We start from the raw sequence: 25,443 nt of genomic DNA on the forward strand, positions 1-25,443 counted from the left end.
AAACGCGGGTTGCACCAAATGTGGTGGTTGTGGCGGCGATCTTCAAGCAGTTCTTGTGTCACGCTCCCGTGAGTCGGGCAAGGGCATCGTCCATGGCCTTGCCCGGCAGCTCGATCAGGCGCGGCGTCTCGGTGAAGAGCAGCGCCGCCATCACCTCGCGCCGCGGATAGAGCGGCTGAAGCAGCGCGCGGTAGAGCGCAAGCTGCAGCACATAGGCCGGGGGCACTTCCGTCAGGTCTTTGGGCGCCGGCCGGTTGGTCTTGTAGTCGACGATCGACACCTTTTCCGGTGTGACAGCCAGCCGGTCGATCTTGCCGGAGATCGAGCGCAGCCTGCCCTTCACCTCAAGGCTGCCCATGACGGCGACCTCAGCTCGGGAGGATGGCGAGAACAGCGCGCCGAAGCGGCCGTCGGACAGGATCGCAAGCACGGCGTCCAGCGCCCTGTCGCGCTCACCATCCGGCCAGCCCGCGCCGGCGCGCGCCAGGTAGCGCTCGGCCGCGCCTTGCCTCTCCGCCTCCGCGATCCCGGGCAGCATCTGCAGCAATTTGTGCAGCGCCAGCCCGCGCATGATCGCAAAGCCGGGCTCGGCCTGGGCGTCGAGCACCGGCGAGCGTGTATCGGGCGCAGCGTCTTTCGCTTCCTCGATCAGCGCCGATGCGCCGGAAGGCGAAAGCGGCCGCGGCAGCTCCTCATAGGGCGGGAGCTGCCGGAACAGGTTTTCAGGCAGCGGTGCTGTGTGCTCGAAGGGCCCTGCCTCGTTGACGCTGGTCAGTGCCACCGGCGGCAATTTCGTCATGTGGAACCGGTGCACGGCCACCTCGGCCGTCGCCGGATGCCGCCGCTCCGAACTCTCCGGCGCACCAAGAAGCGCCCGGCTCACGATCGAATGCCAGGTGCCGGTGCTGGGCTGACGCTTGCCGTGATAGCCGCAGAGGATCAGCCGGTCCTCGGCGCGCGTCATGCCGACATAGAGCAGCCGCCGGTATTCGTCATCGGCCAGTTCGCGCGCCCGGACCGAGGCCGCCTTCGAGACGCCATTGGCGACATCGCTGGCCGAGCGCCACAGATAGCCCTTGCCCTTCCATTGCGCGCCGGAGCTCTCGAACGGCATCAGCCGCGGCAGATGCTGGTCGCTGAACGGCGCCGAGCCGCCATCGACCAGGAAGACCACCGGGGCTTCGAGGCCCTTGGCGGCATGCACGGTCATGACCCGCACCTCGTCGCGCGTCTGGTCCATCTCGCGCTTGATCTCGGGGCCGGCATTTTCCAGCGTCGACAGGAAGGACTCCAGCCCCGGCAGGCCGGTGCGTTCCTCGGCCAGGCAAAAGCTCAGGAACTCGTCGAGGATATCGCCGGCCTCCGGCCCGAGCCGCGCCGTCATCTTGCGGCGCAGGCCGTCGCGTGCCAGCGCGGCGGCGTAGAATTCGAACACCGGCTTGAAGGCCACTTCGGTTGCCCAGCCGTCAAGCCGGCTAACGACAGCGGCGAGTCCCACATCCTCGGCCACATGTTGCCGGAGCGAGGCAATCAGCGACTGGCCTTTCGGCCTCCCGCCGGCCAGCGCCAGCAAAGTCTCTTCGGAGACCTCGAAGATCGGGCTGCGCAGCACTGCAGCTAAAGAAAGATCGTCTTCCGGCTGGATCAGGAAATGTCCAAGCGCGATCAGGTCCTGCACGGCGATATGGCCGGGCAGGCTCAGCCTGTCGGCGCCGGCGACCGGGATCTGCCGGTTCTTGAGGCTGCGCGACAGCGCATGTACGAAGCGATCGCGCTTTCGGACCAGGACGAGGATGTCGCCCGCGGTCAGCTTCCTGCCCTTGCCTTCGATGACCTCGCCGCTGCGCAGCCAGGTCTGGATGGTCGTGGCGACATGCTCAGCCACCCGCACCGCCGGCGCGCTGGCATGGTTGACCGGCAAGGTCCAGTCGTCCGGCTCCTCGACCATCTCGGCGCCGATCGAAGGCCACACCTCGACATAGCCCGGCGCGTCATTGCGGATCGCCTTGTGGCTCAAAGGGTCTGGATCGTGGCTGATACCGCGCCTGACGCCAGGCTCGGCGAAGACGCGGTCGACGGCGGCCAGCACGTCGTCGCTCGACCGGAACGACCAGGTGAGCTTGAGATTGGCGAAGGCGGCTTCCGCATCGCGCACGCGCCCGGCAAACAACTGCCGGCTTTCAGCGAAGGAATCAGGCGCGGCGCCTTGAAAGGAATAGATCGACTGCTTCTCGTCGCCGACGGCAAAGATCGTGCGCCTGATCGCCTCGCGCTGGCCAAGCCCGGCAAAGAATTCCTCGGTCAGCTTCTTCACCACTTCCCACTGATCCGGGCTGGTGTCCTGCGCCTCGTCGAGCAGGATATGATCGATGCCCTGGTCGAGCTTGAACTGCACCCATGGTCCGGCATCGGGCCGCGACAGCAGGCTCACGGTGCGGGTGATGAGATCGTTGAAGTCGAGGAAGCCCCGCCCGCGCTTCAACTGCTCATAGCGCGCGATCAGCCAGCCGGCGACGGCGAGCGCTGCCGCTGTCCCTTCCAGCATGCGGAACAGCGCCAGCCGATCCGACACGTCGAGGATGGCCTTGGCTGCCGCGAGGTAGCGTTCCGGCAGATCCGGCAGCCGGTCGACAAGCGCCTTCTTGAAGATCTTTGGCGGCTCATAGGGGTCGCCGTCGGCCTTGAGAAAGGCCTTTGCCAGAAGCCGTAGCCGGCGGATCGGATCGGCTTCGGCGAATGCGCCTTGTGCATAGGGAATGACATTGTTCAGCACCTGCCGCGCGTCGGCGGCTTCGGCGACATGTGCGAATTCCGCGAACTGGCCGGGGTCGAAGCCGGGCAGCGGCCAGAGCGAAGCGGCGATGCCCTCGGCCGTCTGACCGGGCCTGAAGCCGAGTTCGGCGAAGAGCGGCCGGAAGTCCCGATTCTTGCCGAGCTTGGCGATGAAGTCGCGCAATTCGTCTCGCTTGCCGACGATCTCGGCAAGCAGCGTATCGAGCCCGAACTCGCCGCCGCGCTCCAGCACGGTGGCGAAGGCTTCCGCCAAGCCTTCGACACCAGCGCCCGCGCCGGAGATCATGTCGCGGCGGGCATCGGCGAACAGCGAGGCCTCCATCTGCGGATCGAGCATCTCGAAATGCGCCGGGATGTTGGCTTCGAGCGGGAATTGGTGCAGCACGGATTCGCAGAAGGCGTGGATGGTCTGGATCTTCAGCCCGCCGGGCGTCTCGAGCGCCTCGGCGAACAGCCGGCGCGCGCGCCGCATCATGTCGCGGTCGGCGCCGCGGCCGTCCAGCGCCGCGATCCTGAGCGCCAGCTCCGCATCGGGCAGCGCCGTCCATTCCGACAGGGTCGAGAACACGCGGTTCGACATGTTGGCGGCGGCCGCCCGCGTATAGGTGAGGCAGAGGATCTTCGACGGATCGGTGCCGTTGAGCAGCAGCCGGATGACGCGCTGCGCCAAGACATGCGTCTTGCCCGACCCGGCATTGGCCGACACCCAGGCGGAATAGGCGGGATCTGAGGCGCGCGCCTGGCTGGCGGCGGTATCGGAAGGGATGGGGTATTTCATCCTTCCGCCTCGTCTTCGCTGGCGCCGCCGGCCGACCATTCCAGCACGCGCGCCAGATGATCGTAGTCGCCGTCCGCTTCGCCCTCGCGGAATGGCAGGGCGCGCGACAGATAGCCGGTGGTCGGGTAGGCATAGTGGAAAAGCAGCCGTTCCAGCCGCGCCCAGGCTTCCTCGGAGAGATCGTTGGCGGTGCGCGGCTTGCGGTTGTATTCGAGGATCGATTCCTCGAACACCTCGCCATTCGGCTTCAGCCGCACGAAGGCAAGCTGCGACGGTTCACGAATGCCGAGCTCCTTGAAGGCGCCGCGCCTGAGCAGCGCGCCTTCCAGCGCAAGCTGGGGCGACAGCAGCGTGTGCGCCTGCGCTTTCGAGGGCGAGGAGCCGGTCTTGTAGTCGAGGATGTCGGCCATGCCGCCGGCAAGCAGGTCGACGCGGTCGGCATAGCCGGAAAGCGTCACCCCGGTGCGGCCGACCACCGTCTTCTCGGCGCGCTCCTCGGCGTAGCGCCTGGCAACGGCATCGGCGCGGGTATGCTCCCATTCGATGATATTTTCAGCGAGCTTTTCGAAACGCGGCCACCAGATGGCCTCGATATCAGGCGGAAGCTTTGCCTCGGCAAAGCAGAGACGGCCGGCCTCGATGAGATTTGGCAGCGCGCTCGACGCCCTTGGATCCTCCACCCGCCGGGAGAACAAATGCAGGATTTCGTGGAACAAAGTGCCGCGTTCGGCCGCGCCCGGATCGCGGATCAATGGCTCAAGCCGCATCAGGCCGAGGATACGCCGCGCATAGATCGCATAGGGGTCGCGGCGCAGCGTCTCGATCTCGGTGACCGAGAAATGCTGCGGGCGCATGCTGAGCGGCGGCTTGGGCTGCGGGCGGGAGGCAAAATCCTTCTTCTCGCCGGCATCGAGCGCGCGCCCCCAGGCAAGCAGCGCGTCGCCGCGGCCGCGAAGTGCTGCCGCCGGCTCCTTGCCGATGAAGGTCAGGATTCGCTGCAGCCAGCGCGACGGCACCGCCGGTGCGTCGCCGGAGCGTGCCGACCGCGTCAGAACCACTTCGCCGGCGCCCATCGCCATCTGGAAATCATGCGCGGCAAGGCCGATGCGCCGCTCCGGCGGCTCGAGGTCGATGCCTGTCTTCATCAGCCGCGACATGAAGCGGTCGCTCTCGGGCTTGCGCGGCCAAACCCCTTCATTGAGCCCGCCGACGACGAGCGTGTCGACATTCTGCAGTCGGGCTTCCAGCGCGCCCCAGATGGCAATGTTGCGGTCGGTGCCTTGCGCCGGCTTCACCGTCTCGGGCGCGATCAGCGCCTCCATCACGTCGGGCCACTCCGAAGCGGCGAAAGTAAAGGGCGAGGACGCGGCCACCAGTCCACGCAGCAGCTCGGCGAGTTTTTCGCCGGCGTCGCCGGCATAGAGCTCCGCCAGACTGCCATCGGCAGCGCGGCCAAGATCCTCCAGCGCAACCACGCTGGCGCTGGTCAGCGTCGCGATGTCGGCATCTTTCTCGTCGCGCATCGCGGTGAGCGGCAGGAGCGCGTCGGTAAGGCGGCTAAGCATACCTCGCGCCTGCTCGATGCCGCGCACCGTCAGGCGCGAAAACCAGAAAGGCTGCCTTGTGTCGCCGCTCAGCTCCGCCAGCCGTGCCTCGAAAAGCGCGCCGAGCGATGCGACATCGGGCCGGCCGGTGCCGCCGCGCAGCGCCACCAGCTCGATAAGCTCCGCCGCCTTGCGCACGGTCGGGCGTTCGAGACCGAGCCCGAGCAGCGGATGCTTGAGCAAGGCAAGCAGGCCGACCGGATCGCCCGGCCGGAAGGCGGCGCTCAGCGCGAGCCTGAGCAAGCTGGCGGCCGGTGTGTTGATGAGCGGCGCGCCGCCGGAATCGTCGGCAACGACGCCGAAACGCAGGAGCTCGGCCGAGACCCGCCGTGCCAGCGCGCGGTCGCCGGTGACGAGCGCCGCGCGCTTGCCCGGTGCCTCTACGGCGCGCTTCAGCGCGATGGCGATTGCAACCGCCTCGTCGCGTTCGTTGGCCGCTTCCACCAGCGTCACGCCGGCCAGCGCCTGTTCGATGTTGTATGCCGCGAAGCGCGGCCGCGTCTCGGTCCAGTATTCGGTTGTTTCGGCCGGCCGCAGCGCCTCGCCGACAAGGGCCGCGCGCAACGCGAGCGGCGGTGGAGCGGCAACGATGTCCTCGACGTCTCGGCGCGGAATGCCGATGCCGCCGATCAGCTTGGCGAGGCCATATTGCGGGTGGCCGAGCGTTGCCGGACGCGCGCCGGGCGCGGTGATCGCCGCAAAGGATGCATCGTCCAGCTCGCGGTCGAGCCCGGGCAGCACGACGGCGCCGTTGGGCAGGCCGGCGATCACGGCAAGCAGTTCGGCGGTGGCGGGAATGGAACCGGTCGAGCCGGCGGCGATGACCGGTCCGGCCGGCGGATTGCGCTTCAGCCGCGCCGCTTCCAGGCGGATCAGCGCGCCGCGATGCGCGGCCGGATTGGAACGGTTGCGCTCCTTGAGCAGTTCCGGCCAATTGTCGGTGACGATGCCGAGGAAATCGAGCGTCACCTGCCACCAGCCGGCGAGGTTGCCGGTGACCAGCGTCGCGAGCTTCGCCCAATCCGTGCCTTCGGTCTCGATCTCATCCATCAGCCGGGCAAGGTCGCGCGCCAGCCAGATGGCGTCGGCGGCCGAGGTCGGCACGACGAATTCCTCGTTGAACCGGGCTCTGACATGCGCCGGGAGGCTTTCCTTCCAGGCGCGCACGAGCGGCGCCAGCAACAACAATCGCTCCTGCGCCGCGATCGGCGGCGCCAGATCTATTGCCGGCGCCGCTTCCGCGTCGAAGGCTGTCTCATCCTCGTCGAACTCGCCGAGCGGCCGCACCGTCGGCAGGATGGCGGAGCGCCTGCCCCCTCCCAATCCGGAAAGCATGTCGACGAAGGCGCCGCGCAGCGCCCGCGCGGCGCGCCGCGTCGGCACATAGATGGTGGCATCGGCCAGCGCCAGCGGCTCACCATCGAAGCGGAAGCCGGGGATCAGGCGTCCCTCGAGCAACGCCCCCGCCAGCGTCGGCAGGAACGGCGCTCCGGGTGGGATGGAAAAGACGCGGCGCGTGCCGCTCATACCGCCTTCGCGAGCGCGCCGGCGACGGCCGCTTCGGCGGCAGGGATCGCGTCCGGCGTGCCGACGGTGATCCAGCGTCCGTTCATCTTCATGCCGAACAGGCGCCCTACGGCGATCGCCTTGTCGAAATAGATATTGAGCGAATGCGAGCCTGTGGGCGCGTCCTTGAAGATGCGCGGATGGATGATGGCGGCGCCGGCATAGATCAACCCCGCCGGATCACCCTTCGAGCGCCGTAGGGCTCCATCGGGGGCAACCAGGAAATCCGTGCCGACGCAATGCCCGGTCGCTGAGTCGAGATCGGTAAGCATCAGCAGAATATCCATTCTCGCGGCGTCCCATGCAAGGGCAAGACGCTCGAGGCTAGGCTGACCGCTGTCGATCCAGAAGGTATCGGCATTGATGATATAGAAAGACTCAGTGCCCAGAAGCGGCAGTGCCTTGACGATGCCGCCCGCCGATTCCAGCAGCGCCTCGCGCTCATCGGAGATGACGATCCTCGGTGCGCGCCTATTGGCGACATGCTTGACGATCTGCTCCGGCAGATAGTGCACGTTGACAACTGCCTTGGTGACGCCAGCGGCTGTCAGGCTGTCCAGCCCCCAGTCGAGCAAAGTCTTGCCGGCGATCGTCACCAGCGGCTTGGGCATCGTGTCGGTGATCGGCCGCATGCGCTTGCCGAGCCCGGCCGCCAGCACCATCGCGGTCGTCGGCTTCATGGGACCCGTTCCTCGAGCAGGCCGTGGGCCATGTAGAATTCCTTCAGGCCGGCCAGCGCCGGATGCGCCAGCGCCCGCCTCAGATAATCGCGGATGCGCGGCAGGTGCTTCAGATAGTAAGGCTTGCCGTCCCGCTTTTCGAGCCGCACGAAGATGCCGAGGATCTTCGAATTGCGCTGCGCCGCCATGATCGCATAGGCCTCGGCGAACCCGGCCTCGTCGAAAGCGCCGGCGGCGCGCCTGGCCGCGCCATAGGCGGCAACCGTCCGCCGCTCGATCTCGGGCGGGACGGTGACGCGCGCATCCATAGCCAAGGAGGCGACGTCATAGGCGGCAGGGCCGATCAGCGCGTCCTGCACGTCGATGATGCCGAGCCGGTCGAGGCCGGAACGCTCCGCCCGCCAGATGATGTTGGGCGAATGGAAGTCGCGCAGCATCAGCGTGTATTCGCTGCCGGCGAGGCGGTCGAGCACCGCATTCCATACCTGGTGATAGCCGTCTCGCAATTCATCGTTAGCCGGTCCGCCGGTGATCCAAGGCACATACCAGTCGACCAGAAGATCGGCCTCGATCAACATGGCTTCCCGATCGAAAGGCGGCACCTCGTGGAACACGCCGGGTGCCGCTTCCATGCGCGTGGACCAGGCCTTGCCATGCATCATGGCCAGCAGCTCGGCCGCCGCTTCGTAGCGTTCGGCGATGGGCAGGCCGTCCTCGCCGAGAAAACCTTCCGAGCCGAGATGTTCGATCAACAGAAAACCCTGGTCGAGGTCCTGGGCATGGATCGCCGGCACGCTGACGCCTGCTGCATAGATCGCCCGGTCGATGGCGACGAAGGCGGTCACGGATTGCGCCGTGTGGGCGATCACCGCATAGGGCTTGCCGTCGCGCACCGGCGGCCCGAGCACCAGGCGCGGCGAGTTCATCAGCACGCGCGGCGCTTGGCCTGGCAGCGAGACGATCTCGTAGGAGCGGGCGGAGGCGTCGCCGACGAAATAGCGGCGGGCAGCTTCGCCCCAGCCGGCGGCGGCCAGGAAATCGCGCATCGCCAATGATCGCGCCACGCGCTCGAAAACCGGCCCCTGCCCGGAAAGCCGCGCCACGCGGCCTTCGCCCTGCTCGGCAAGATCGACCCACAGCGCCGTTTCCGGCAAGCGGTCTGCGGCCCGTTCCGGCCATTCGATGAGCGCCGCGCCTTGGCTGAGCGCGTCGTCGAGCCCGAGCTCATCGATCTCGTCCGGCGCGGACAGCCGATAGAGGTCGAAATGATGCACCGGAACGCGCGTCTCGTAGCTCTGTACCAGCGTGAAGGTCGGGCTCGGCACTTCGAGGCCGGTATCGTCGGCAAGCGCCCGGATCAGCGCGCGCGCCAGCGTCGACTTGCCGGCGCCGAGATCGCCTTTCAGCGCGATCGCGTCGCCCGCGCGCAACGCCATGGCGAGGTCCTCGCCAAGCCTTGCCGTTGCCGCCTCGTCGGCGAGAAAACGCTCCAACACCGTTCCTGCCATGTAGTCCGCGCTACTCGGCCGCGTCGCGGATGCCCGCCGGCGTATCGGGGATCCCGGAAGGCTTGTCCGGGAAGGTGCAGATCACCGTGGTGCCCTTGTCCTTACCGGTCTCGATGCGCACGGTTCCACCATGCAGTTCGACGAAGCTCTTGACAATCGAGAGCCCGAGCCCCGCGCCGCGCCGCCGCCCGCCATTGGTGCGCGGCTCGAAGCGGCGGAAGACCGATTCCAGCACATCCGGCGGCATGCCGGGGCCGTCGTCATGCACGGAGAACTCGACGCCGTCGGCCAGCCGGCGGCAGGTGAGCCGGATCGTGCTTGCCTCCGGCGCATAATTAGCCGCGTTGCTGAGCAGGTTGTAGAGGATCTGGCGGATGCGGGTCTCATCGCCATGGAAGCTCGCCGGCGCCTCCGCCGCATCGATCTCGAGCTTGATTTGATGCTCGTCCAGCCGGTCGGCGACCAGCTCGGCGGCCGCGGCGATCGTCCTGTCGACGCTCATTTCGGAGATGTCGAGCTGCATGATGCCGGCATCGACGGTCGCCAGGTCGAGGATATCGTTGACGATGGTGAGCAGCACCGATGAGGACGAGCCGACATGCTCGACATATTCGCGCTGCTTGGGCGTCAGCGGCCCGGTCGCGGGCAGCGACAGAAGCTCGGTGAAGCCGATGATGTTGGTCAACGGCGAGCGCAGCTCATAGGACACGTGCTGCACGAATTCATTCTTCAACTGGTCGGATTTCTCCAACGCCTCGTTCCTGTCCTTCAGCGCCCGTTCGACATTGACGGTGTCGGTGACGTCGACGAAGGTTATCATCACCTGGCCATTGGGCAGGTGGATCACCGCATAGCTCAGCACGTCGCCGTTCATCAGCTCGATCTGGCCGCGGCGGTCGCGGCGCTCGTCGTCGAAGCCGGTGACCGCGGCGACGAAGCCGCCCCACGGGCTGTTCGCCGCACGCTGGTCGCACAGGTCGCGGATCACCGAAACATGGATGTTCGGCTTGACCGCTTCCGCCGTCAACCCCCACAGCGCGACGAAGGCCGGATTGGACAGCCGCAGCCGCCCGTCCGGACCGAACACGACCACGCCCTCGGCGAGATTGTCCAGCGTCTCGCCCTGCACCCGCACGGCGGTCTGGTAGCGGCTTTCGAGGTCCATCTTCTCGGTCAGGTTCTCGAACACCCAGGTGACGCCGCCCTTCGGCTGTGGGTTCGCCACGACGCGGATCGTCTTGCCGTCCGGCAGGTGCCACCAATGCTCCTGCGATTCGACGGCGCGATAGGCGCTGAGCAGGTTTTCCTTCCAGCGCCGCCATTCCGGCTGCTCGGCGATCCTGCCTTCTGAGCGCAGCCGGTCGAGCAGCAGCGTGTTGGAAGGAGCGCTGAGCAGGAAGCCCGAGTCGAGGCCCCAGAGCTTCTGGAAGGCCTGGTTGAAGAAGCGCAGCTTTTCCTCGGTATCGAAGATCGCCACCGCGGTGTTCAACTGGTCGAGCGTGTCGGCATGGCTGCGCACGGTCCGCTCATATTCGGCGCGGATCGTCTCGGCCGCGCTGGTGTCGCAGGCAAGCCCCGCCGAGCCCTCGGCGCCGGCGAAGTCGGTGACCGCGAACATGCGGCGGTCGCCTTCGATCACGGTGGAAAGCGTCTGTTCGAAGACGGGTCGCGTCTTGTGCTGCTCGGCGATCTGATCGCGCGCCTGGCCGCCAAGGAATTCCTTCGCGTCGCGCACCGCCGCGGCCGGGCTTTCGGCCTCCACCGCCTCGGCATAGGCGCGGTTGACCCATTGCAATCGCCCGTCCGCGGCTCGCAGCCATGTCGGCATCTTCAACGCGTCGAGCAGGCCGATCAGGGTGTCGTATTCTGCGTTGAGCCGCTGGTTCTCGATCTTCAGCCTGGCCTGGTTGCGCAGCGTCTCCGACAGCGACACGAAGCGCACCAGCACATGCGCCGCGCTCTTGCGGCCATGCACCTCCAGCGGCACGCCGGCCTGCGTTTCGATGACGAGGTCAAAGGCCTTCGCCTGTTCGCGCAGCGCGGCGACCGCGTGCTCCAGCGCCGCCGCCGAGCGCGGCATGAGCCAACGGCCGAAGGCGAGGAAGGCTGACCTGTCGTAGGGCGCGCCGCTTTCCAGCGGCAGGCTGCCGATGAGCTCGGGCTTCTTGTTGTCCATTGTCCAGACGATCAGTCGCTGGTCGCGCAGGTTGAGCAGCGCTTCGGAACGCTGCAGCGCCGCGTTGATGTCCGCGACGCGGGCCCTGAGCTGGACATTCTGCGAGGCGGTGCGGGCACGCTCGCGGATCAGGAAGATCGCCGAGACCATGGCGGCGCCCATGACGCCGACGAACATGGCGAGCTGCATGACCTCAACGGTGCCGACCGGTGCAGCGACCTTTCCCGGAATGCCCGCATCGGCGTGGGCCGCAAAGACAAGCAGCGGGCCGGCAAGCGCCGAGGTGCCAAGAAGCGAGGCCAGCCGCAAGCCGGCGCGAAAACCGCCGCCGCTCACGGCCGGGCCGATCTCGTTCGAATCCCTATGGCCGCCGGAAACGGCCTTTCCCGCGCGTGGCGGGTAATCCCCCGGCATGTCTTGGTCCTCTTCGCCGCTTGAATGCAAGACCGCCCTGAATGCGTCCCGGCCCAACATGTCCCCGGACCGCGAATCACAACAATAACGCCTGCCGGAATCGGCGTGAAGAATCATTGGCGCAAAAAATAAAGCCGGGCGGAAAGTCAACCACCCGGCTTCAATATCTGGTAGATAATTTAGCTTTGGTTAATAGCGGTAGTGTTCCGGCTTGTACGGACCCTGCGGCGTCACGCCGATATAGGCGGCCTGCTCGCCCGAAAGCTCCGTCAGCTTGGCGCCGAGCTTGTCGAGATGCAGCCGCGCCACCTTCTCGTCGAGGTGCTTGGGCAGCACATAGACCTGGTTCTGATACTGGCCGTGCTTGGTGAAGAGCTCGATCTGCGCCAGCACCTGGTTGGTGAACGAAGCCGACATGACGAAGCTCGGATGTCCGGTGGCGTTGCCGAGGTTGAGCAGGCGTCCTTCGGACAGAAGGATCATCCGCTTGCCGTCCGGGAAGGTGATCAGGTCGACCTGCGGCTTGACGTTGGTCCATTTCAAATTGCGCAGCGCCGCGACCTGGATCTCGTTGTCGAAGTGGCCGATATTGCCGACGATCACCATGTCCTTCATCGCCCGCATATGGTCGAGCGTGACGACGTCCTTGTTGCCGGTTGTGGTGATGACGATGTCGGCGGTGGGGGCGGCGTCTTCCAGCGTCACCACCTCATAGCCGTCCATGGCCGCCTGCAGCGCGCAGATCGGGTCGACCTCGGTGACCTTGACGCGGGCACCGGCGCCGCGCAGCGAGGCCGACGAGCCCTTGCCGACGTCGCCATAGCCGCAGACCACTGCGACCTTGCCGGCCATCATCGTGTCGGTGCCGCGGCGGATGCCGTCGACCAGCGATTCCTTGCAGCCATATTTGTTGTCGAATTTCGACTTGGTGACGGAATCGTTGACGTTGATTGCCGGGAAGGGCAGCAGGCCCTTCTTCTGCAGCTGGTAGAGGCGGTTGACGCCGGTGGTGGTCTCCTCGGTGACGCCGCGGATCGCTTCGCGCTGCTTGGTGAAGAAGCCCGGCGAGGCCTTCAGGCGCTTCTTGATCTGGGCGAACAGGAGCTCTTCCTCCTCGCTGCCGGGATTGGACAGCACGTCCTCGCCGGCCTCGGCGCGCGCGCCGAGCAGAATGTACATGGTGGCGTCGCCGCCATCGTCCAGGATCATGTTGGAGGTGCCGCCGTCGGTCCACTGGAAGATGCGGTCGGTGTAGTCCCAATAGTCTTCCAGCGACTCGCCCTTGACGGCGAAGACCGGGACGCCGGCCTCGGCGATGGCCGCCGCGGCATGATCCTGCGTCGAGAAGATGTTGCAGGAGGCCCAGCGGATGTCGGCGCCCAGCGCCTTCAGCGTCTCGATCAGAACCGCCGTCTGGATGGTCATGTGCAGCGAGCCGGTGATGCGCGCGCCCTTGAGCGGCTGCTTGGCGCCGAACTCCTCGCGGCAGGCCATCAGGCCCGGCATTTCGGTTTCGGCGATCTCGATCTCCTTGCGGCCCCAGCCGGCAAGCGAGATGTCGGCGACCACATAGTCCTTGCTACCCGTCATGGCAGTGCTCCGGTGTGATTTTTCTCAAAGGCGCGCCGGCGCCGGGAGGCGCGTGGAAGGGGCGCGGTTGCCGCCTGACTAGCAGATCGGCCGCCATACGACAATGGGACATAAAGAAATCTTTATGCGCGCATGTCTTGAGAGCGCAACACACGAGCGTTGCGCGATCAGATTTCCTCGCCGAAACGCGAGGCGACCAGCTGCTCCAGCGCGTCCATGGCCGGCACGGCCTCAGGGCCGCTGGCGATGACGCGGATCGAATAGCCCGGGCTCGCCGCCAGCATCATCAGGCCCATGATCGACGTGCCACCGACCTTCACGCCGTCCTTCTCGACATGGATGGTGGCGTCGAAGCCGCTGGCGACCTGGACGAACTTGGCCGAAGCGCGCGCATGCAGGCCGCGCTGATTGATGATCGGGAACTCCCGCACAACCTCGTCCGTCTGCGGCGCCGATGCGTTCATTTGCTGCTCAGGAGCTGGCTGGCGACGTTGATGTATTTGCGGCCCGCCGCCTGCGCTTCGTCGAGCGCGGCAGCCATGTTGTCACCCTTGCGGATCGAGGAGAGCTTGATCAGCATCGGCAGGTTCATGCCGGCGATGACCTCGGTGCGGCCGGATTCCATCACCGAGATGGCGAGATTGGAGGGTGTGCCGCCGAACATGTCGGTGAGCACGATGACGCCGGCTCCAGTGTCGACGCGCGCCACCGCGTCGACGATGTCGGCCCGGCGCTGCTCCATGTCGTCGTCGGCGCCGATCGCCACGGTTTCGAAATTGTCTTGCGGCCCGACGACATGCTCCACGGCATGCCGGAACTCGGTGGCGAGTTGACCGTGCGTCACGAGCACGAGTCCGATCATTCTCTGGTGGCTCCCGTCATCGCCGCTTCACAGGCGTATCTTATGTTCGCCAGCCATTCCAGGCGGCGGGAGCGCTATCTTGTCGACGCACGGCCGGTTGACAAGCCCAAAATTGCGGCGGTCCGGGCCATTTTGACGCATCGCAACAAAAAACCCCTAGCGGATCACGAAAAAGGCCGGATCGACAGCCGCGCCATCAGCATGGGCAGAGCGGCGGTGACATTTTGCCGGACGACGTCGATGCGGGGCAGCCGGCATCCGCCGATCGTCTCTGCGGCTTCGTCCTGCAGACGCGCCATGTCGGCCGGTTCGACTAGCCGAACCACCAGATCGACCACAGCGGCCGGCTCGAAGGCCAGCGGCCGCGGTCCGATGCCGTGCACCTCGCAGAGCCCGGCGATGGTGGGCGGCGCGCGGCACACCAGCCGGCCGCCATGCGCGGTCGCAAACAACTGGTCGTCGCCGACCAGCCGGGAAAACACGCCGCGGGTTCGGCAATGATCGATAAGCGCCAGCGCCAGCGTCGTCTTGCCGAAGCCGGACGGGCCGGTGATCAGCACGCCATGCTCGCCGATCAGGAGGGCCGTACCATGGATGTTGCGGGGTTTCGTGGCGCTGTCCGGCATGTTCGGTTCGGCGATCAGCCTTCCGCGGGCAGCGTCACCACGAAACGCGCGCCCTTGATCTCGCCGGGCTTGGTGCCGGGGATGTTCTCGGCCGTCAGCGTGCCGCCATGCGCCTCGACGATCTGCCGGCTGATCGATAGGCCGAGGCCGGAGTTCTGGCCGAATGCCTCGCCGGCTGGCCGGTCGGTGTAGAAGCGCTCGAAGATGCGGTCGATCGTCTCGGCCCGGATCCCCGGGCCGTTGTCGTCGACGGTGATGATGTTGAACTTGCCCGCGCGAGCCAATGAGATCGCGATGTGCCCATGCTCGTCGGGCACGAAGGAGCGCGCGTTCTCGATTAGGTTGGTGATGACCTGGCCGATCCTGAGGTCGTGGCCGACGACGAAATAGCCTCGAGCGCCGGCCGGCAGCTTGGCCACCTTGAGCTCGATCTCGACCGCCTTTTTGTTGCGCGTCGTCTCGCGCGAGACCGCGATGAGATCGGTGATGAACTTCTTCAGGTCGACCGTCGCCGCGTCGTCGCGCGCAAGCTCGGCGTCGAGCCGCGATGCGTCGGAGATGTCGGTGATCAGCCGGTCGAGCCGCTTCACGTCGTGCTGAATGATCTCCATCAGACGCGCGCGAGACGTATCATTTTTCGCCAAAGGCAGCGTCTCGACCGCGCTGCGCAGCGACGTCAGCGGGTTCTTCAGTTCATGCGACACGTCGGCCGCGAAGCTTTCGATTGCCTCGATGCGCGCATAAAGCGCGTTGGTCATGTCCCGCACGGCAATGGACAAATTGCCGATCTCGTCCTGACGATCGGAAAAATCGGGGATTTCCTCGCGGCTCTTGACGCCGCGTCGCACCCTGACGGCCGCGGCAGAAAGCCGGCGCAGCGGATTGGCGATGGTGGATGCCAGGAGCAACGACAGGATCGCGGTGACGAGGGCCGCCACCCCGAACACGCGCAGGATCGCCTTGCGCTCGGCCGCGACGATCTTGTCGATATCGCCGCCCTCGGTGGACAGCATCAGCACTCCGAGCACGGCGCGGAAGCGCTGGATCGGCACCGCGACGGAGACGATCTGCTCGCCCTGCTCGCTCACCCGCACGATGGTCGAGGGGCTGCCGGTCAGCGCCTTGACCACTTCCGGGAAGGCCGCGCCATTGCCGCCGGGCTGCTCGTGATAGACCGGCAGGTCTTTGTTGCGGAAGAAGTCGAAGATGAATTTCTCGACCCGTTCCAGGAGGTCCGGCTGCTCGTCCTCGACCGGCGGCAGGTCGTAGCGCAGGATCTGGCCGCGCGAATAGAGATGCCGCGAATCGAGCAGCAGATTGGCGTCGCGGTCATAGATGCGGGCGCGTGTGCGCGTCGGCGAGATCAAGCGCCTGAGCACCGGCGCGACGCGTTCCGGATTGATCGGGAAATCGAGATTGTCGAGCTGGTCGGAGCCCGGCCCAAGGCTCTCGCCGGCCTGCAACTCCAGCAGCTTTTCCGGGTCGATGCTGATCGAGTCGGTCTCGACGGTCGCCGAAGCCGCGATCGCGCCGGCGATGATCTCGCCCTGCGTCATCAGGCTTTCGACGCGCGCGTCGATCAGCCCGTCGCGGAAGGTGTTGAGATAGAGGATGCCGGTGACCAGCACGGCGAGGCCGGCCATGTTGAGGAACAGGATGCGCCGCGTCAGGCTGGAGAAGATATGATGGCCGAGAAACCGGCGCATCGGCACCGTGAATTTCGACACGAAGGCGGGCACGATCCGCGGCGGGCGCCTCGCCGCGCCCGCCCGTCTGCCTCGCTCTACTTCCACTGCCATCGAATAGCAGGCCCTGCTTAATTGGTGAGTAGGCAGAAGGCGGTAGGGAATAGAGAAATGGTTGCGACTATGGGGCCGTTAGCACCATTCAAAACTGACTGCCGACTGTTCCCTGCTGCCTACTCACTACTGCCTATTCATGCCTCGCGGAACCGGTATCCGACTCCGTAAAGAGTTTCAATCATCTCGAAGTCGTCGTCGACGGCCTTGAACTTCTTGCGCAGCCGCTTGATGTGGCTGTCGATGGTGCGGTCGTCGACATAGACCTGTTCATCATAGGCCGAATCCATAAGCGCATCACGGCTTTTTACCACGCCGGGGCGCTGCGCCAGCGAATGCAGGATGAGGAACTCGGTCACCGTCAGCGTCACCGGCTCGCCCTTCCAGGTGCAGGTGTGCCGCTCCTGGTCCATCACGAGCTGGCCGCGTTCGAGGGAGCGGGCCTGCTGGGTGGGCGCCTTGGCCGCCGCCTCGCGGGCGCTGGTGCGGCGCAGCACCGCGCGCACGCGCTCGACAAGGAGGCGCTGCGAGAACGGTTTGCGGATGAAGTCGTCGGCACCCATCTTGAGGCCGAACAATTCGTCGATCTCGTCGTCCTTCGACGTCAGGAAGATGACCGGCAGGTCCGACTTCTGGCGCATGCGGCGCAACAGCTCCATGCCGTCCATGCGCGGCATCTTGATGTCGAGGATGGCAAGGTTAGGCGGCCGCGCCGCCAGGCCTTCCAGCGCCGACGCGCCATCGGTGTAGGTTTCGACCCGATAGCCCTCGGACTCGAGCGCGATCGACACCGAAGTCAGAATGTTGCGGTCGTCGTCGACAAGCGCGATTGTTGCCATTTCAAGCGGCTCCCTCATGAGCTGTCCCTTCTGTCGTCGAGAAGGGGCTTTTGCAGGACAAATTGGGTACAAAATGTGGCACGGGCCGTGGCCGAAGTCACGGGCGGCCTGCCGCTACACACGATTGCACCCATAGTGGGATTGGACGAACGAGCCTGCCAATCCTTTGGGCAACCTCTATGGTTTTTTGCACATATAAACGATTTAAACAACTTTCAAATTTTTTAAATCGATTAATGATTTGATATCATTCGGCTTTTCTGGTTCTGAACCTGGGCAGCCCTGTGCCGGCTCCGGGAAACCTCCCGTCACATGCGGCCAAATCCAGAGAGGAAATTTGATGTCGGAAGCCGGCAAACGCAACCCCGACTGCGCCATCGACGCGATCGGCCTGACGACCACGGGCATGGTGCGCTATAATCTCGGCGCGGCCGAACTCTATGAGGAAGCGATCCGGCTCGGCGAGGCACGGCTGACCGCGCGGGGCGCGCTGGTCGCCGAGACCGGCCAGCATACCGGCCGCTCGCCGAAGGACAAGTTCGTCGTGCGCGATGACAGCACCGGTCCGCATGTCTGGTGGGACAACAACAAGGCGATATCGGCAGGTGAGTTCGAAGCGCTGCTTGCGGACTTCAAAGCCCATGCAGCCGGCAAGGATCTCTACGTGCAGGACCTCGTCGGCGGTGCCGACGCCGATCTCAAGCTGCCGACCCGGGTCGTCACTGAATTCGCCTGGCATTCGCTGTTCATCCGCAATCTCCTGATCCGTCCCGAAGCCGCGGAGCTCGAGCGTTTCGTGCCGCAGATGACGATCATCGACCTGCCCTCCTTCCGCGCCGATCCGGCGCGTCACGGCACCCGTACCGAAACGGTGATCGCGGTCGATCTCACCCGCCAGATCGTGTTGATCGGCGGCACCTCCTATGCCGGCGAGATGAAGAAGTCGGTTTTCACCATGCTGAACTATCTGCTGCCGGCAAAGGGCGTGATGCCGATGCACTGCTCGGCCAGTGAGGGGCCGGATGGCGACGCGGCGGTGTTCTTCGGCCTGTCCGGCACCGGCAAGACCACCCTCTCCGCGAATCCGTCGCGCACGCTGATCGGCGACGACGAGCATGGCTGGGGTCCGCACGGCATCTTCAATTTCGAGGGCGGCTGCTACGCCAAGACGATCAGGCTCTCGGCCGAAGCCGAGCCGGAAATCTTCGCCACCACGCAGCGCTTCGGCACGGTGCTTGAAAACGTCGTGCTCGACGCCGGCCGCGTTCCGGACTTCAATGACGGCAGCCTTACCGAAAACACGCGCTGCGCCTATCCGCTGGATTTCATCCCCAACGCCTCGAAGACCGGCCGCGCCGGTCACCCGAAGAACATCATCATGCTGACCGCCGACGCCTTCGGCGTCATGCCGCCGATCGCCAGGCTGACGCCGGCGCAGGCGATGTACCATTTCCTGTCGGGCTATACCGCCAAGGTTGCCGGCACGGAAAAGGGCGTCACCGAGCCGGAGGCGACCTTTTCGACCTGTTTCGGCGCCCCGTTCATGCCGCGCCATCCGTCCGAATACGGCAACCTGCTACGCGAGCTCATCGCCAGCCATGGCGTCGACTGCTGGCTGGTCAACACCGGCTGGACCGGGGGCGCCTATGGCACCGGCCGCCGGATGCCGATCAAGGTGACGCGCGCCTTGCTGAGCGCCGCGCTCGACGGTTCGTTGAAGTCGGCCGAGTTCCGCACCGACGCCAATTTCGGCTTCGAGGTGCCGGTGGCGGTGCCTGGCGTCGACAGCGCCATTCTCGACCCGCGCTCGACCTGGGCCGACAAGGCTGCCTATGACCGCCAGGCCGCGAAGCTGGTCAACATGTTCGCGACCAATTTCGAGAAGTTCGAACGTCACGTCGACGCCACTATCCTGGGCGCCGCGCCGCGCCTGCAGGAAGCGGCTGAATAGCGATCACTGCTAATACCTTTCCTCCAGGGCCCGTCTTGCGTCGGGCCTTTTCTTTTTGCCGCCGCCACGCCATGACTGCGTGCATGGCGAGCGACGACGACATCATCATCACCGGCGAAGCGGTCATCCGTCCTGGCGACCTGCATGAGGACTTCATCCGTTCCTCCGGCCCAGGCGGCCAGAACGTCAACAAGGTGGCGACCGCCGTACAGCTGCGCTTCGACGTGGCGAACGCATCCGGCCTGTCCGAGCGCGTGCGCGAGCGCGCCCTCAAGCTAGCCGGTCAGCGCGCCACCAAGGACGGCGTCATCGTCATCGAGGCCGGCCGCTTCCGCACGCAGGAGCAGAACCGCGCCGACGCGCGGTCGCGGCTGACGGCGTTGATCGCCAAGGCGGCCGAGCCGCCGCCGCCGCCGCGCAAGAAGACCAGGCCGTCCAAAGGCGCCGTGGAGCGCCGCCTCAAGAGCAAGGCAGGCCGGTCGACGGTGAAAAAGCTGCGCGGTCGGGTGGAAAGCGACTGATCCGGCAAAGCCGCAGTTTTCGGGTCGCCGTCTTTTTTGAAGGATGGCAGGCTCAGAGCATGATGCGGAAAAGCGTGAAGCGGTTTTCGGACGAAATCATGCTCTATCTCTTTGATTTGGAGTCGGATGATTTCAGGTCGATTCGACCTGAAATAACCCGACTCTGCGGATAAAACGGATCGACCCATGCTCGTTCTGCCCAAAGGCGTCCGCCATATGCCGGGTTACCTCGCGCGCCCGGCGCAGGAAGCGCTGGTCGAGGAAATCAGGCGCGTCGTGCAGGCAGCACCGCTCTACGTGCCGGCAATGCCGCGCACCGGCAAGGAGATGAGCGTGCGCATGACCAATTGCGGCGCGCTTGGCTGGGTCACCGACAAGGAGCGCGGCTATCGCTACCAGCCGACACATCCGGTGACGGGCGAGCCGTGGCCGCCAATCCCGGACGCCTTGCTGAAAGTGTGGCGCGAGGTTTCGGCCTATCCGCATCCGCCCGAGGCCTGCCTGGTCAACTTTTATGCGGCGGATGCCAAAATGGGCCTGCATCAGGACCGCGACGAGCAGGATTTCAACGCGCCGGTGGTGTCGGTCTCGCTGGGCGATAACTGCCTCTTCCGGGTCGGCCAGGACAGGCGCGAGGGCGGCACCAAGTCGTTCAGGCTGAAGAGCGGCGACGTCGTCGTGCTTGGCGGCGAAGGGCGCCTCGCCTTCCACGGCGTCGACCGCATCTATCCCGCGACATCGGCGCTGCTGAAGAATGGCGGCCGCATCAATCTGACGTTGCGGCGGGTGACGGTGCCTGCCTGAGCATGCCTGGCGCCGGGGCAACACGATCTTAAGGACAAAAGCCTAAGAAAAGCTCGGACAGCCGGGATTGCCATGGAACCGAGCCGAATCAGGATCCGACGCCTCTTGGACGTGGCCACCGTGACCATCGTGACGGTGATCGGCTTCTGGATGGCCGAGTTTTACCTGCGCACATTGTGGGCCTATCGTCCCGATGGCTTGTCGCTGCTCTCGCGCAAGCTCCCCTACTGGGATTTCACAAATCTCTGGGCCGGCTCCCGCATGGCCATGGAAGGCCACGTTGCCGTCCTTTTCGACGTGGATGCCTACCGCACCGCGCTGCGCGCCATGTTCTCGCCCGATCTTCCAAATCAGGAATGGAGCTACCCGCCGAGCATTCTCTTGCTCGGCGTTCCGCTTGCAACCTTGCCGATCCTGCCCGCCTATCTGATCTGGACGGTTGGAACCGTTCTGTGTCTGTGGCTCGCAATCCGACCGCTGAAGCTTGGGATTGCGGTGGAACTGGCGATCGTCTTGAGTCCCGCGGTCATCTGGAACTCGGTGTTCGGCCAGAACGGCGCGTTGACCACCGCGCTGTTGATCGGAGGCCTCGCGGTAGCGCCCAGGCGTCCGCTGCTGGCCGGTACCCTGTTCGGCCTGCTGACGATCAAGCCGCATCTCGGCATCCTGGTGCCCTTCTGCCTGCTCGCCAGCGGCAACTGGCGGGCTATGTTCGCCGCCATCGGGACCACGGTCATGATCGCTATCGCCACCGGCCTGTTCTTCGGCTTCGATGTCTGGCGCCTGTTCCTGACCGAAACCCGTCCCTTTATGACGGCGATCATGGAGGCACCTTTTCCGCAGCCCTACCACTACAATGCGGTCACGGTGTTCTTCACGGCGAGGGTAAGCGGCTTTGGGCTGGCCGCGGCCTATGGTGCGCAGGCGATCGCGACGATCGCTTCCATCGCCGCGGCGGTCTGGCTCTGGTGGCCGGGGCGCCGGGTCCCGCATCAGGAACGCGTGGCGCTTACCGCTGTCCTTGCAATTCTTGCCACGCCCTACGGCTACACCTACGACATGATCGGTATCGCGGTCGCGGTTGCCATGCTGTTCACAATGGCGTCAAGACCGCCCCGGCTTCTTCTCGCGCTATGTTGGCTCTATCCCTTTCTCGCGCATATCTTGAACAATGCCGGGTTTTTCGTTGGTGTTCTGGTGCCGCTCTCGCTCGGCGCCTGGATGCTGATTTCGATACTGGCCCGAAACCGCAGGGCTGAAATGGGCAGGGAGCCTGCCGTGACATAGAACGATGGCCAAGGCTGGAGCAGCGTCCTGCAGCGGTTCGGTGTTATTTCGCCGCTTCACCGCCGGCAGCAAAATGCTTGCGGAAATACACTCTTATCCCCGGCTCCTGGTGCAGGATGCTGTATTGATGCAATTCGAGTGCGATCCTTGGATCGCGCAGCATGAGATTGCCCCAGTCTGGTCCGGTCTCGTCGCCGTAGAGCACGATATCCGGTCTCTTGGTTGCGATCTCGTCGGCCAGTTGTCCAATCATGCGATCGCGTATATCGGCGAGCCGGCGTCTGATCTGCGGATCGTCGCCTGTTTCGGCAAGCTTGTCGGCATCGAAAACCATCGATGCCGACGGATATCGCGAGACGAAATGGCCGCCGACCCGTCGCGAGAGCGGATGTGCCACTTGCAGCCTTGCTGCGAGCGAGACGATCGTCGGGTTGCGGTCGACCTGTTGAATTGAAGCGATGGAGCGTTCCAGCGGGCTATAGTCATTGGTCAGTGTAAACCATTGAATTTTGGCCGTCAGCTGCAGCACCAGAAAGCAGCCGAAAATGGCGGCCGTTTTGCCGATGAGCTTCAATCTGCCCGGACTCTCGCCGTGCAGCAGCTGCATGCCAAACGCAAGGGTGCCGAGAACAATCATGGGCATGGCATGGTTAGGCCAGCCCTTGCCCATGATCAGGAAGGCGGGAAGCAGTCCAAATGCGGCGAGAAGCGGAATTTTTGCGTCCCAATGCATACGCTGGAAGCCGTCAGCCAGAAGCACCGTCGCAATTGCCAGAAGGATGAGTTCCCTGGGCCAGTCCAGCAGCGCCAGAAGCGGCTCCCGCGCGGGCAGGTACACGTCTCTCGCCAAAGGCAGGATCTCGGTAATGAATTGTGTCTGGAACACAACGATATAGGCAACATAGAACGCGACGATTGCCGCGCCAGTGATGTTTTCCGGGACAAGCAATGGCTTGAGGGAACGACGCTGGATGGCCAACAAGGCCGCCGGCAGGACAAAGGCGAGGGCGAAATGCGGCGGCTTGACCATGACCACGATGGCGGCGCACACGCCCGCAAGCATTTGTTCCAGTCTCGAGCCCGCCGCGAAGTCAGACGCGCGCTGGCGGGCGCATTGCAACGCAATCCAAGGCAGGATCGCTATGATGGAGAAATGCTCTCGCTGCCCGAATTCATGGGGCTGGAAACAGACGATCAGCAGAAACGCCGCAGGCAAGACCCAAATGAAACGAGGTTGAAAATAGATCGGGTCGGCACGCGCCAGGATGCGGGCTGAAAACGCAAGGCTTGCCAGCGCGAGCCCGATCACGCCCAGGATCAACCAGAGTTCGGCGCGGCCACCGGTCAGCCGCTCCAGGAACATGAACGGCATGTACATCCAGACGGAGAACGGCGGATTGATCTCCACGATGTCGGTATGCAGATGCTCGCCGTTCAGCAGCCGATCGCACACGACCAGCAACCATGAAACGTCGACATTGGTCGGCACGATGGCAACGGCCAGCCAGGCTGCGTAGACGGCCACAAGCAAGGTCAGGAGTACTGGTATCGCCGGCAGGCGCTCCTGCAACACGTTCATTCGGGGGACACTCCCCGGTTCGGCGAGAGCCTTTCCGAAGGCCCAGTGGCGAAGCACCACATAATTGATGAGCGCGACGAGCAGGCAGGTCAGCGCGATGGGGATCCACGCCGGCAGGGCGAGCCTTTCCGACAACGTGAGCGGGAGCACGAAGGACATCGCCAGGCCGACCAGCGTCAGCACCGCGAAGCGCGGTACTTCAAGGCGGTGCGCACCGTTGAAGTATGTGTGCCCGGCATAGGAGAAGGTCGCGGCCAGGGCGTAGGCGAATAGCGAAGCCAAGACCGGGCTCATTGCTGTCGAAAATGCCGCGGCAAGCAGGGCATAGAGCAGCGTCGCGCCAATGCCGGTCACCAGAAACCGGATCGATCGAGGGCTTGCTAACGGGTCAGACGCGGCCGCTGCAAACACAGTGCGCTCCCAATGACAGGTGCGAGACCCAGCTTTCGGCCCTGCGTGCGACAGCGTTGGCGAAAGGAAGCAACAGGAAGTGCCGGCCTTCGATTTCGCTAAGCCCGGCGGCCTTCAACAATCGGCCCGCTTTCTGCCTGCCGATCAGCACGGCCGCCTCGTCGAAGGCACAACAAAGGGCCTTGCGGCCGGCGGCATTGCCCGCGTTGATCACCGGTTGCCTCCCGACACCCGCTGGAGTTTGGCTGCCAACGCTAGTCGCGATTGCCTAAGGCGCCGTTAAGGGGTCACAATTTCCTTAACGCCACTTCCTCGACCAGGTGGTTGGTGCCCTTGCGCAGGATGAGATCGGCCCGCGCCCTCGTCGGCAGGATGTTCTCGCGCAGGTTCTTCAGGTTGATATTGGCCCAGAGCCCCTCCGCGATGGCGCGCGCGGCATCCTGCGAAAGCTGCGAATAGCGGTGGAAGAAGGAATCCGGATTGCGGAAGGCGGTTTCGCGCAGCCGCATGAAGCGCTGGATGTACCATTGATGGATCAGCTTCTCGTCGGCATCGATATAGATGGCGAAATCGAAGAAATCGGACAGGAACGGCACGATCTTGCCGTCCTTCGGCAGCTTGCCCGGCTGCAAGACGTTGATGCCTTCGAAGATCAGGATGTCCGGCCGGTCGATGGTGACGAACTCGCCCGGAATGACGTCATAGGTCAGGTGCGAATAGACCGGCGCCCGGACGCTGCCTTGCGCCGATTTGATGCCGGACAGGAACCTGAGCAGCGCGCCGACATCGTAGCTTTCCGGGAAACCCTTGCGCTCCATGAGGTTTTCGCGGCGCAGGATCTCGTTTGGCAAGAGGAAGCCGTCGGTGGTGATGAGGTCGACCTTCGGGCTCGATGGCCAGCGCGCCAGGAGCTCCTTCAGCACGCGCGCCGTGGTCGACTTGCCGACCGCGACCGAGCCCGCAATGCCGATGATGAAGGGTGTCTTGGTGACGTCCTGCGCCTTGAAGAAGGCCTGGCGCTGCCTGAACAGCAGCTGGCTCGCCTCGACATGCGCCGAAAGCAGCCGGGAAAGCGAGAGGTAGATGCGCTTGACCTCTTCGAGGTCGACCGGGTCGTTGAGCGAGCGCAGCCGGTCGATCTCGTCCCCGCTGAGCGTCAGCGGCGTGTCGGCGCGGAACTGCGACCATTGCTCGGCGGAGAAGAATCGAAACGGGGAGTACTTCTCGGTCGGAGCCAGCTGGTCCATCGGGTTTCCTGCCTCCTAGAGCATGATGCCGAAAAGTGTGAAGCGGTTTTCGGGCGACATCATGCTCTATCCCGTTTCTTTCAATCCTTTTGATCGGGCTGCCTTTTCGGCGATGCCCGAGCGGCTGGTGCGGCCCTCGAGCTCCTTCAGCACGTCGTCGAGCGGGACGCCCGCAATGCCGAGGACGACCAGCCAATGATACAGAAGATCGGCACTTTCCGAAACGAGCGCCTGCCTGTCGCCGCGGATGGCGGCGATCACGGTCTCGACCGCTTCCTCGCCGAGCTTCTGCGCCGCCTTGTCGATGCCCTTGGCGAACAGCTTCGCCGTCCACGATTCCACGTCGCCGGAATGGGCGCGCTGGTGGATGATCGTTTCCAGATCGGCGAGCGAAAAGTCTGCCATAAC

General features: G+C 64.9%; 19 protein-coding genes. 4 read left to right on the plus strand and 15 right to left on the minus strand.

Annotated elements, in window-relative coordinates; all coding sequences use genetic code 11:
* Nucleotides 1–58 precede the first annotated feature (58 nt).
* From addA to LB528_RS01750, 11 genes are all read right to left on the minus strand, one after another.
* Nucleotides 59–3,571, minus strand: a complete 3,513-nt coding sequence (gene addA / locus LB528_RS01700) for a double-strand break repair helicase AddA (RefSeq protein WP_224713620.1) — start codon at nt 3,569–3,571, stop codon at nt 59–61.
* Nucleotides 3,568–6,702, minus strand: coding sequence for a double-strand break repair protein AddB (gene addB / locus LB528_RS01705; protein ID WP_224713621.1), 3,135 nt, complete (start codon nt 6,700–6,702; stop codon nt 3,568–3,570). Before addB ends, addA begins: the two co-directional genes overlap by 4 nt.
* Entirely contained in the window at nt 6,699–7,421 is a 723-nt protein-coding gene (locus tag LB528_RS01710) for a nucleotidyltransferase family protein (protein WP_224713622.1), read from the minus strand. The genes addB and LB528_RS01710 overlap by 4 nt, the downstream gene beginning before the upstream one ends.
* A complete protein-coding gene (gene tsaE / locus LB528_RS01715; RefSeq protein WP_224713623.1) occupies nt 7,418–8,929 on the minus strand; it encodes a tRNA (adenosine(37)-N6)-threonylcarbamoyltransferase complex ATPase subunit type 1 TsaE in 1,512 nt (503 codons plus the stop codon). The genes LB528_RS01710 and tsaE overlap by 4 nt, the downstream gene beginning before the upstream one ends.
* 10 nt (nt 8,930–8,939) lie before the next feature.
* Nucleotides 8,940–11,519: a sensor histidine kinase gene (locus tag LB528_RS01720; RefSeq protein ID WP_224713624.1), complete on the minus strand. Its 2,580-nt coding sequence runs from the start codon at nt 11,517–11,519 to the stop codon at nt 8,940–8,942.
* A gap of 189 nt (nt 11,520–11,708) precedes the next feature.
* Nucleotides 11,709–13,109, minus strand: a complete 1,401-nt coding sequence (gene ahcY, locus LB528_RS01725; protein ID WP_224713625.1) for an adenosylhomocysteinase — start codon at nt 13,107–13,109, stop codon at nt 11,709–11,711.
* Between the two features lie 167 nt (nt 13,110–13,276).
* A complete protein-coding gene (locus LB528_RS01730; RefSeq protein WP_041000039.1) occupies nt 13,277–13,573 on the minus strand; it encodes an HPr family phosphocarrier protein in 297 nt (98 codons plus the stop codon).
* Nucleotides 13,570–13,971, minus strand: a complete 402-nt coding sequence (locus LB528_RS01735) for a PTS sugar transporter subunit IIA (RefSeq protein ID WP_027166957.1) — start codon at nt 13,969–13,971, stop codon at nt 13,570–13,572. Before LB528_RS01735 ends, LB528_RS01730 begins: the two co-directional genes overlap by 4 nt.
* A 164-nt stretch (nt 13,972–14,135) precedes the next feature.
* Nucleotides 14,136–14,597: an HPr kinase/phosphorylase gene (locus LB528_RS01740; RefSeq protein WP_224713626.1), complete on the minus strand. Its 462-nt coding sequence runs from the start codon at nt 14,595–14,597 to the stop codon at nt 14,136–14,138.
* A 14-nt stretch (nt 14,598–14,611) separates the two neighbouring features.
* Nucleotides 14,612–16,396 carry a sensor histidine kinase gene (locus LB528_RS01745; RefSeq protein ID WP_318012260.1) on the minus strand — a complete coding sequence of 595 codons (1,785 nt, stop codon included), beginning with the start codon at nt 16,394–16,396 and terminating at the stop codon, nt 14,612–14,614.
* Nucleotides 16,397–16,533: 137 nt separating this feature from the next.
* Complete coding sequence (locus LB528_RS01750) at nt 16,534–17,235, minus strand: response regulator transcription factor (RefSeq protein WP_126063331.1); 702 nt, start codon at nt 17,233–17,235, stop codon at nt 16,534–16,536.
* 340 nt (nt 17,236–17,575) lie between these two features.
* On the opposite strand from LB528_RS01750, the gene LB528_RS01755 reads away from it, so the two are divergent.
* The 4 genes from LB528_RS01755 (at nt 17,576) to LB528_RS01770 (ending at nt 21,798) form a co-directional block, all read left to right on the plus strand.
* Nucleotides 17,576–19,186: a phosphoenolpyruvate carboxykinase gene (locus LB528_RS01755; protein WP_224713627.1), complete on the plus strand. Its 1,611-nt coding sequence runs from the start codon at nt 17,576–17,578 to the stop codon at nt 19,184–19,186.
* Nucleotides 19,187–19,269: 83 nt separating this feature from the next.
* Entirely contained in the window at nt 19,270–19,707 is a 438-nt protein-coding gene (gene arfB / locus LB528_RS01760; protein WP_224514907.1) for an alternative ribosome rescue aminoacyl-tRNA hydrolase ArfB, read from the plus strand.
* Nucleotides 19,708–19,893: 186 nt separating this feature from the next.
* Nucleotides 19,894–20,511, plus strand: a complete 618-nt coding sequence (locus LB528_RS01765) for an alpha-ketoglutarate-dependent dioxygenase AlkB family protein (protein ID WP_224713628.1) — start codon at nt 19,894–19,896, stop codon at nt 20,509–20,511.
* A gap of 111 nt (nt 20,512–20,622) precedes the next feature.
* Entirely contained in the window at nt 20,623–21,798 is a 1,176-nt protein-coding gene (locus tag LB528_RS01770) for a glycosyltransferase family 87 protein (RefSeq protein WP_224713787.1), read from the plus strand.
* 43 nt (nt 21,799–21,841) lie between these two features.
* Here the strand turns inward: LB528_RS01770 and LB528_RS01775 are convergent, their stop codons facing one another.
* The 4 genes from LB528_RS01775 to LB528_RS01790 all read right to left on the minus strand — a co-directional run bounded on the left by LB528_RS01775 (nt 21,842) and on the right by LB528_RS01790 (nt 25,440).
* Nucleotides 21,842–23,788 (minus strand): GtrA family protein, encoded by a 1,947-nt coding sequence (locus LB528_RS01775; protein ID WP_224713629.1) that lies wholly within the window; start codon nt 23,786–23,788, stop codon nt 21,842–21,844.
* A complete protein-coding gene (locus LB528_RS01780) occupies nt 23,766–24,002 on the minus strand; it encodes a hypothetical protein (protein ID WP_224713630.1) in 237 nt (78 codons plus the stop codon). Before LB528_RS01780 ends, LB528_RS01775 begins: the two co-directional genes overlap by 23 nt.
* Nucleotides 24,003–24,075: 73 nt before the next feature.
* On the minus strand, nt 24,076–25,035 hold the full coding sequence (coaA, locus tag LB528_RS01785; protein WP_224713631.1) for a type I pantothenate kinase: 960 nt from the start codon (nt 25,033–25,035) through the stop codon (nt 24,076–24,078).
* A 66-nt stretch (nt 25,036–25,101) separates the two neighbouring features.
* On the minus strand, nt 25,102–25,440 hold the full coding sequence (locus LB528_RS01790) for a phosphoribosyl-ATP diphosphatase (protein WP_224713632.1): 339 nt from the start codon (nt 25,438–25,440) through the stop codon (nt 25,102–25,104).
* Nucleotides 25,441–25,443 lie beyond the last annotated feature (3 nt).

It is taken from the genome of Mesorhizobium sp. CA4 (assembly GCF_020165075.1).
GTDB lineage: Bacteria > Pseudomonadota > Alphaproteobacteria > Rhizobiales > Rhizobiaceae > Mesorhizobium.

Excerpts from the sequence above, each read along its gene's own strand:
- addA (WP_224713620.1), bottom strand. The coding sequence starts at position 3,571 with ATGAAATACCCCATCCCTTCCGATACCGCCGCCAGCCAGGCGCGCGCC.
- addB (WP_224713621.1), bottom strand. The coding sequence starts at position 6,702 with ATGAGCGGCACGCGCCGCGTCTTTTCCATCCCACCCGGAGCGCCGTTC.
- LB528_RS01710 (WP_224713622.1), bottom strand. The coding sequence starts at position 7,421 with ATGAAGCCGACGACCGCGATGGTGCTGGCGGCCGGGCTCGGCAAGCGC.
- tsaE (WP_224713623.1), bottom strand. The coding sequence starts at position 8,929 with ATGGCAGGAACGGTGTTGGAGCGTTTTCTCGCCGACGAGGCGGCAACG.
- LB528_RS01720 (WP_224713624.1), bottom strand. The coding sequence starts at position 11,519 with ATGCCGGGGGATTACCCGCCACGCGCGGGAAAGGCCGTTTCCGGCGGC.
- ahcY (WP_224713625.1), bottom strand. The coding sequence starts at position 13,109 with ATGACGGGTAGCAAGGACTATGTGGTCGCCGACATCTCGCTTGCCGGC.
- LB528_RS01730 (WP_041000039.1), bottom strand. The coding sequence starts at position 13,573 with ATGAACGCATCGGCGCCGCAGACGGACGAGGTTGTGCGGGAGTTCCCG.
- LB528_RS01735 (WP_027166957.1), bottom strand. The coding sequence starts at position 13,971 with ATGATCGGACTCGTGCTCGTGACGCACGGTCAACTCGCCACCGAGTTC.
- LB528_RS01740 (WP_224713626.1), bottom strand. The coding sequence starts at position 14,597 with ATGCCGGACAGCGCCACGAAACCCCGCAACATCCATGGTACGGCCCTC.
- LB528_RS01745 (WP_318012260.1), bottom strand. The coding sequence starts at position 16,396 with ATGGCAGTGGAAGTAGAGCGAGGCAGACGGGCGGGCGCGGCGAGGCGC.
- LB528_RS01750 (WP_126063331.1), bottom strand. The coding sequence starts at position 17,235 with ATGGCAACAATCGCGCTTGTCGACGACGACCGCAACATTCTGACTTCG.
- LB528_RS01755 (WP_224713627.1), top strand. The coding sequence starts at position 17,576 with ATGTCGGAAGCCGGCAAACGCAACCCCGACTGCGCCATCGACGCGATC.
- arfB (WP_224514907.1), top strand. The coding sequence starts at position 19,270 with ATGGCGAGCGACGACGACATCATCATCACCGGCGAAGCGGTCATCCGT.
- LB528_RS01765 (WP_224713628.1), top strand. The coding sequence starts at position 19,894 with ATGCTCGTTCTGCCCAAAGGCGTCCGCCATATGCCGGGTTACCTCGCG.
- coaA (WP_224713631.1), bottom strand. The coding sequence starts at position 25,035 with ATGGACCAGCTGGCTCCGACCGAGAAGTACTCCCCGTTTCGATTCTTC.
- LB528_RS01790 (WP_224713632.1), bottom strand. The coding sequence starts at position 25,440 with ATGGCAGACTTTTCGCTCGCCGATCTGGAAACGATCATCCACCAGCGC.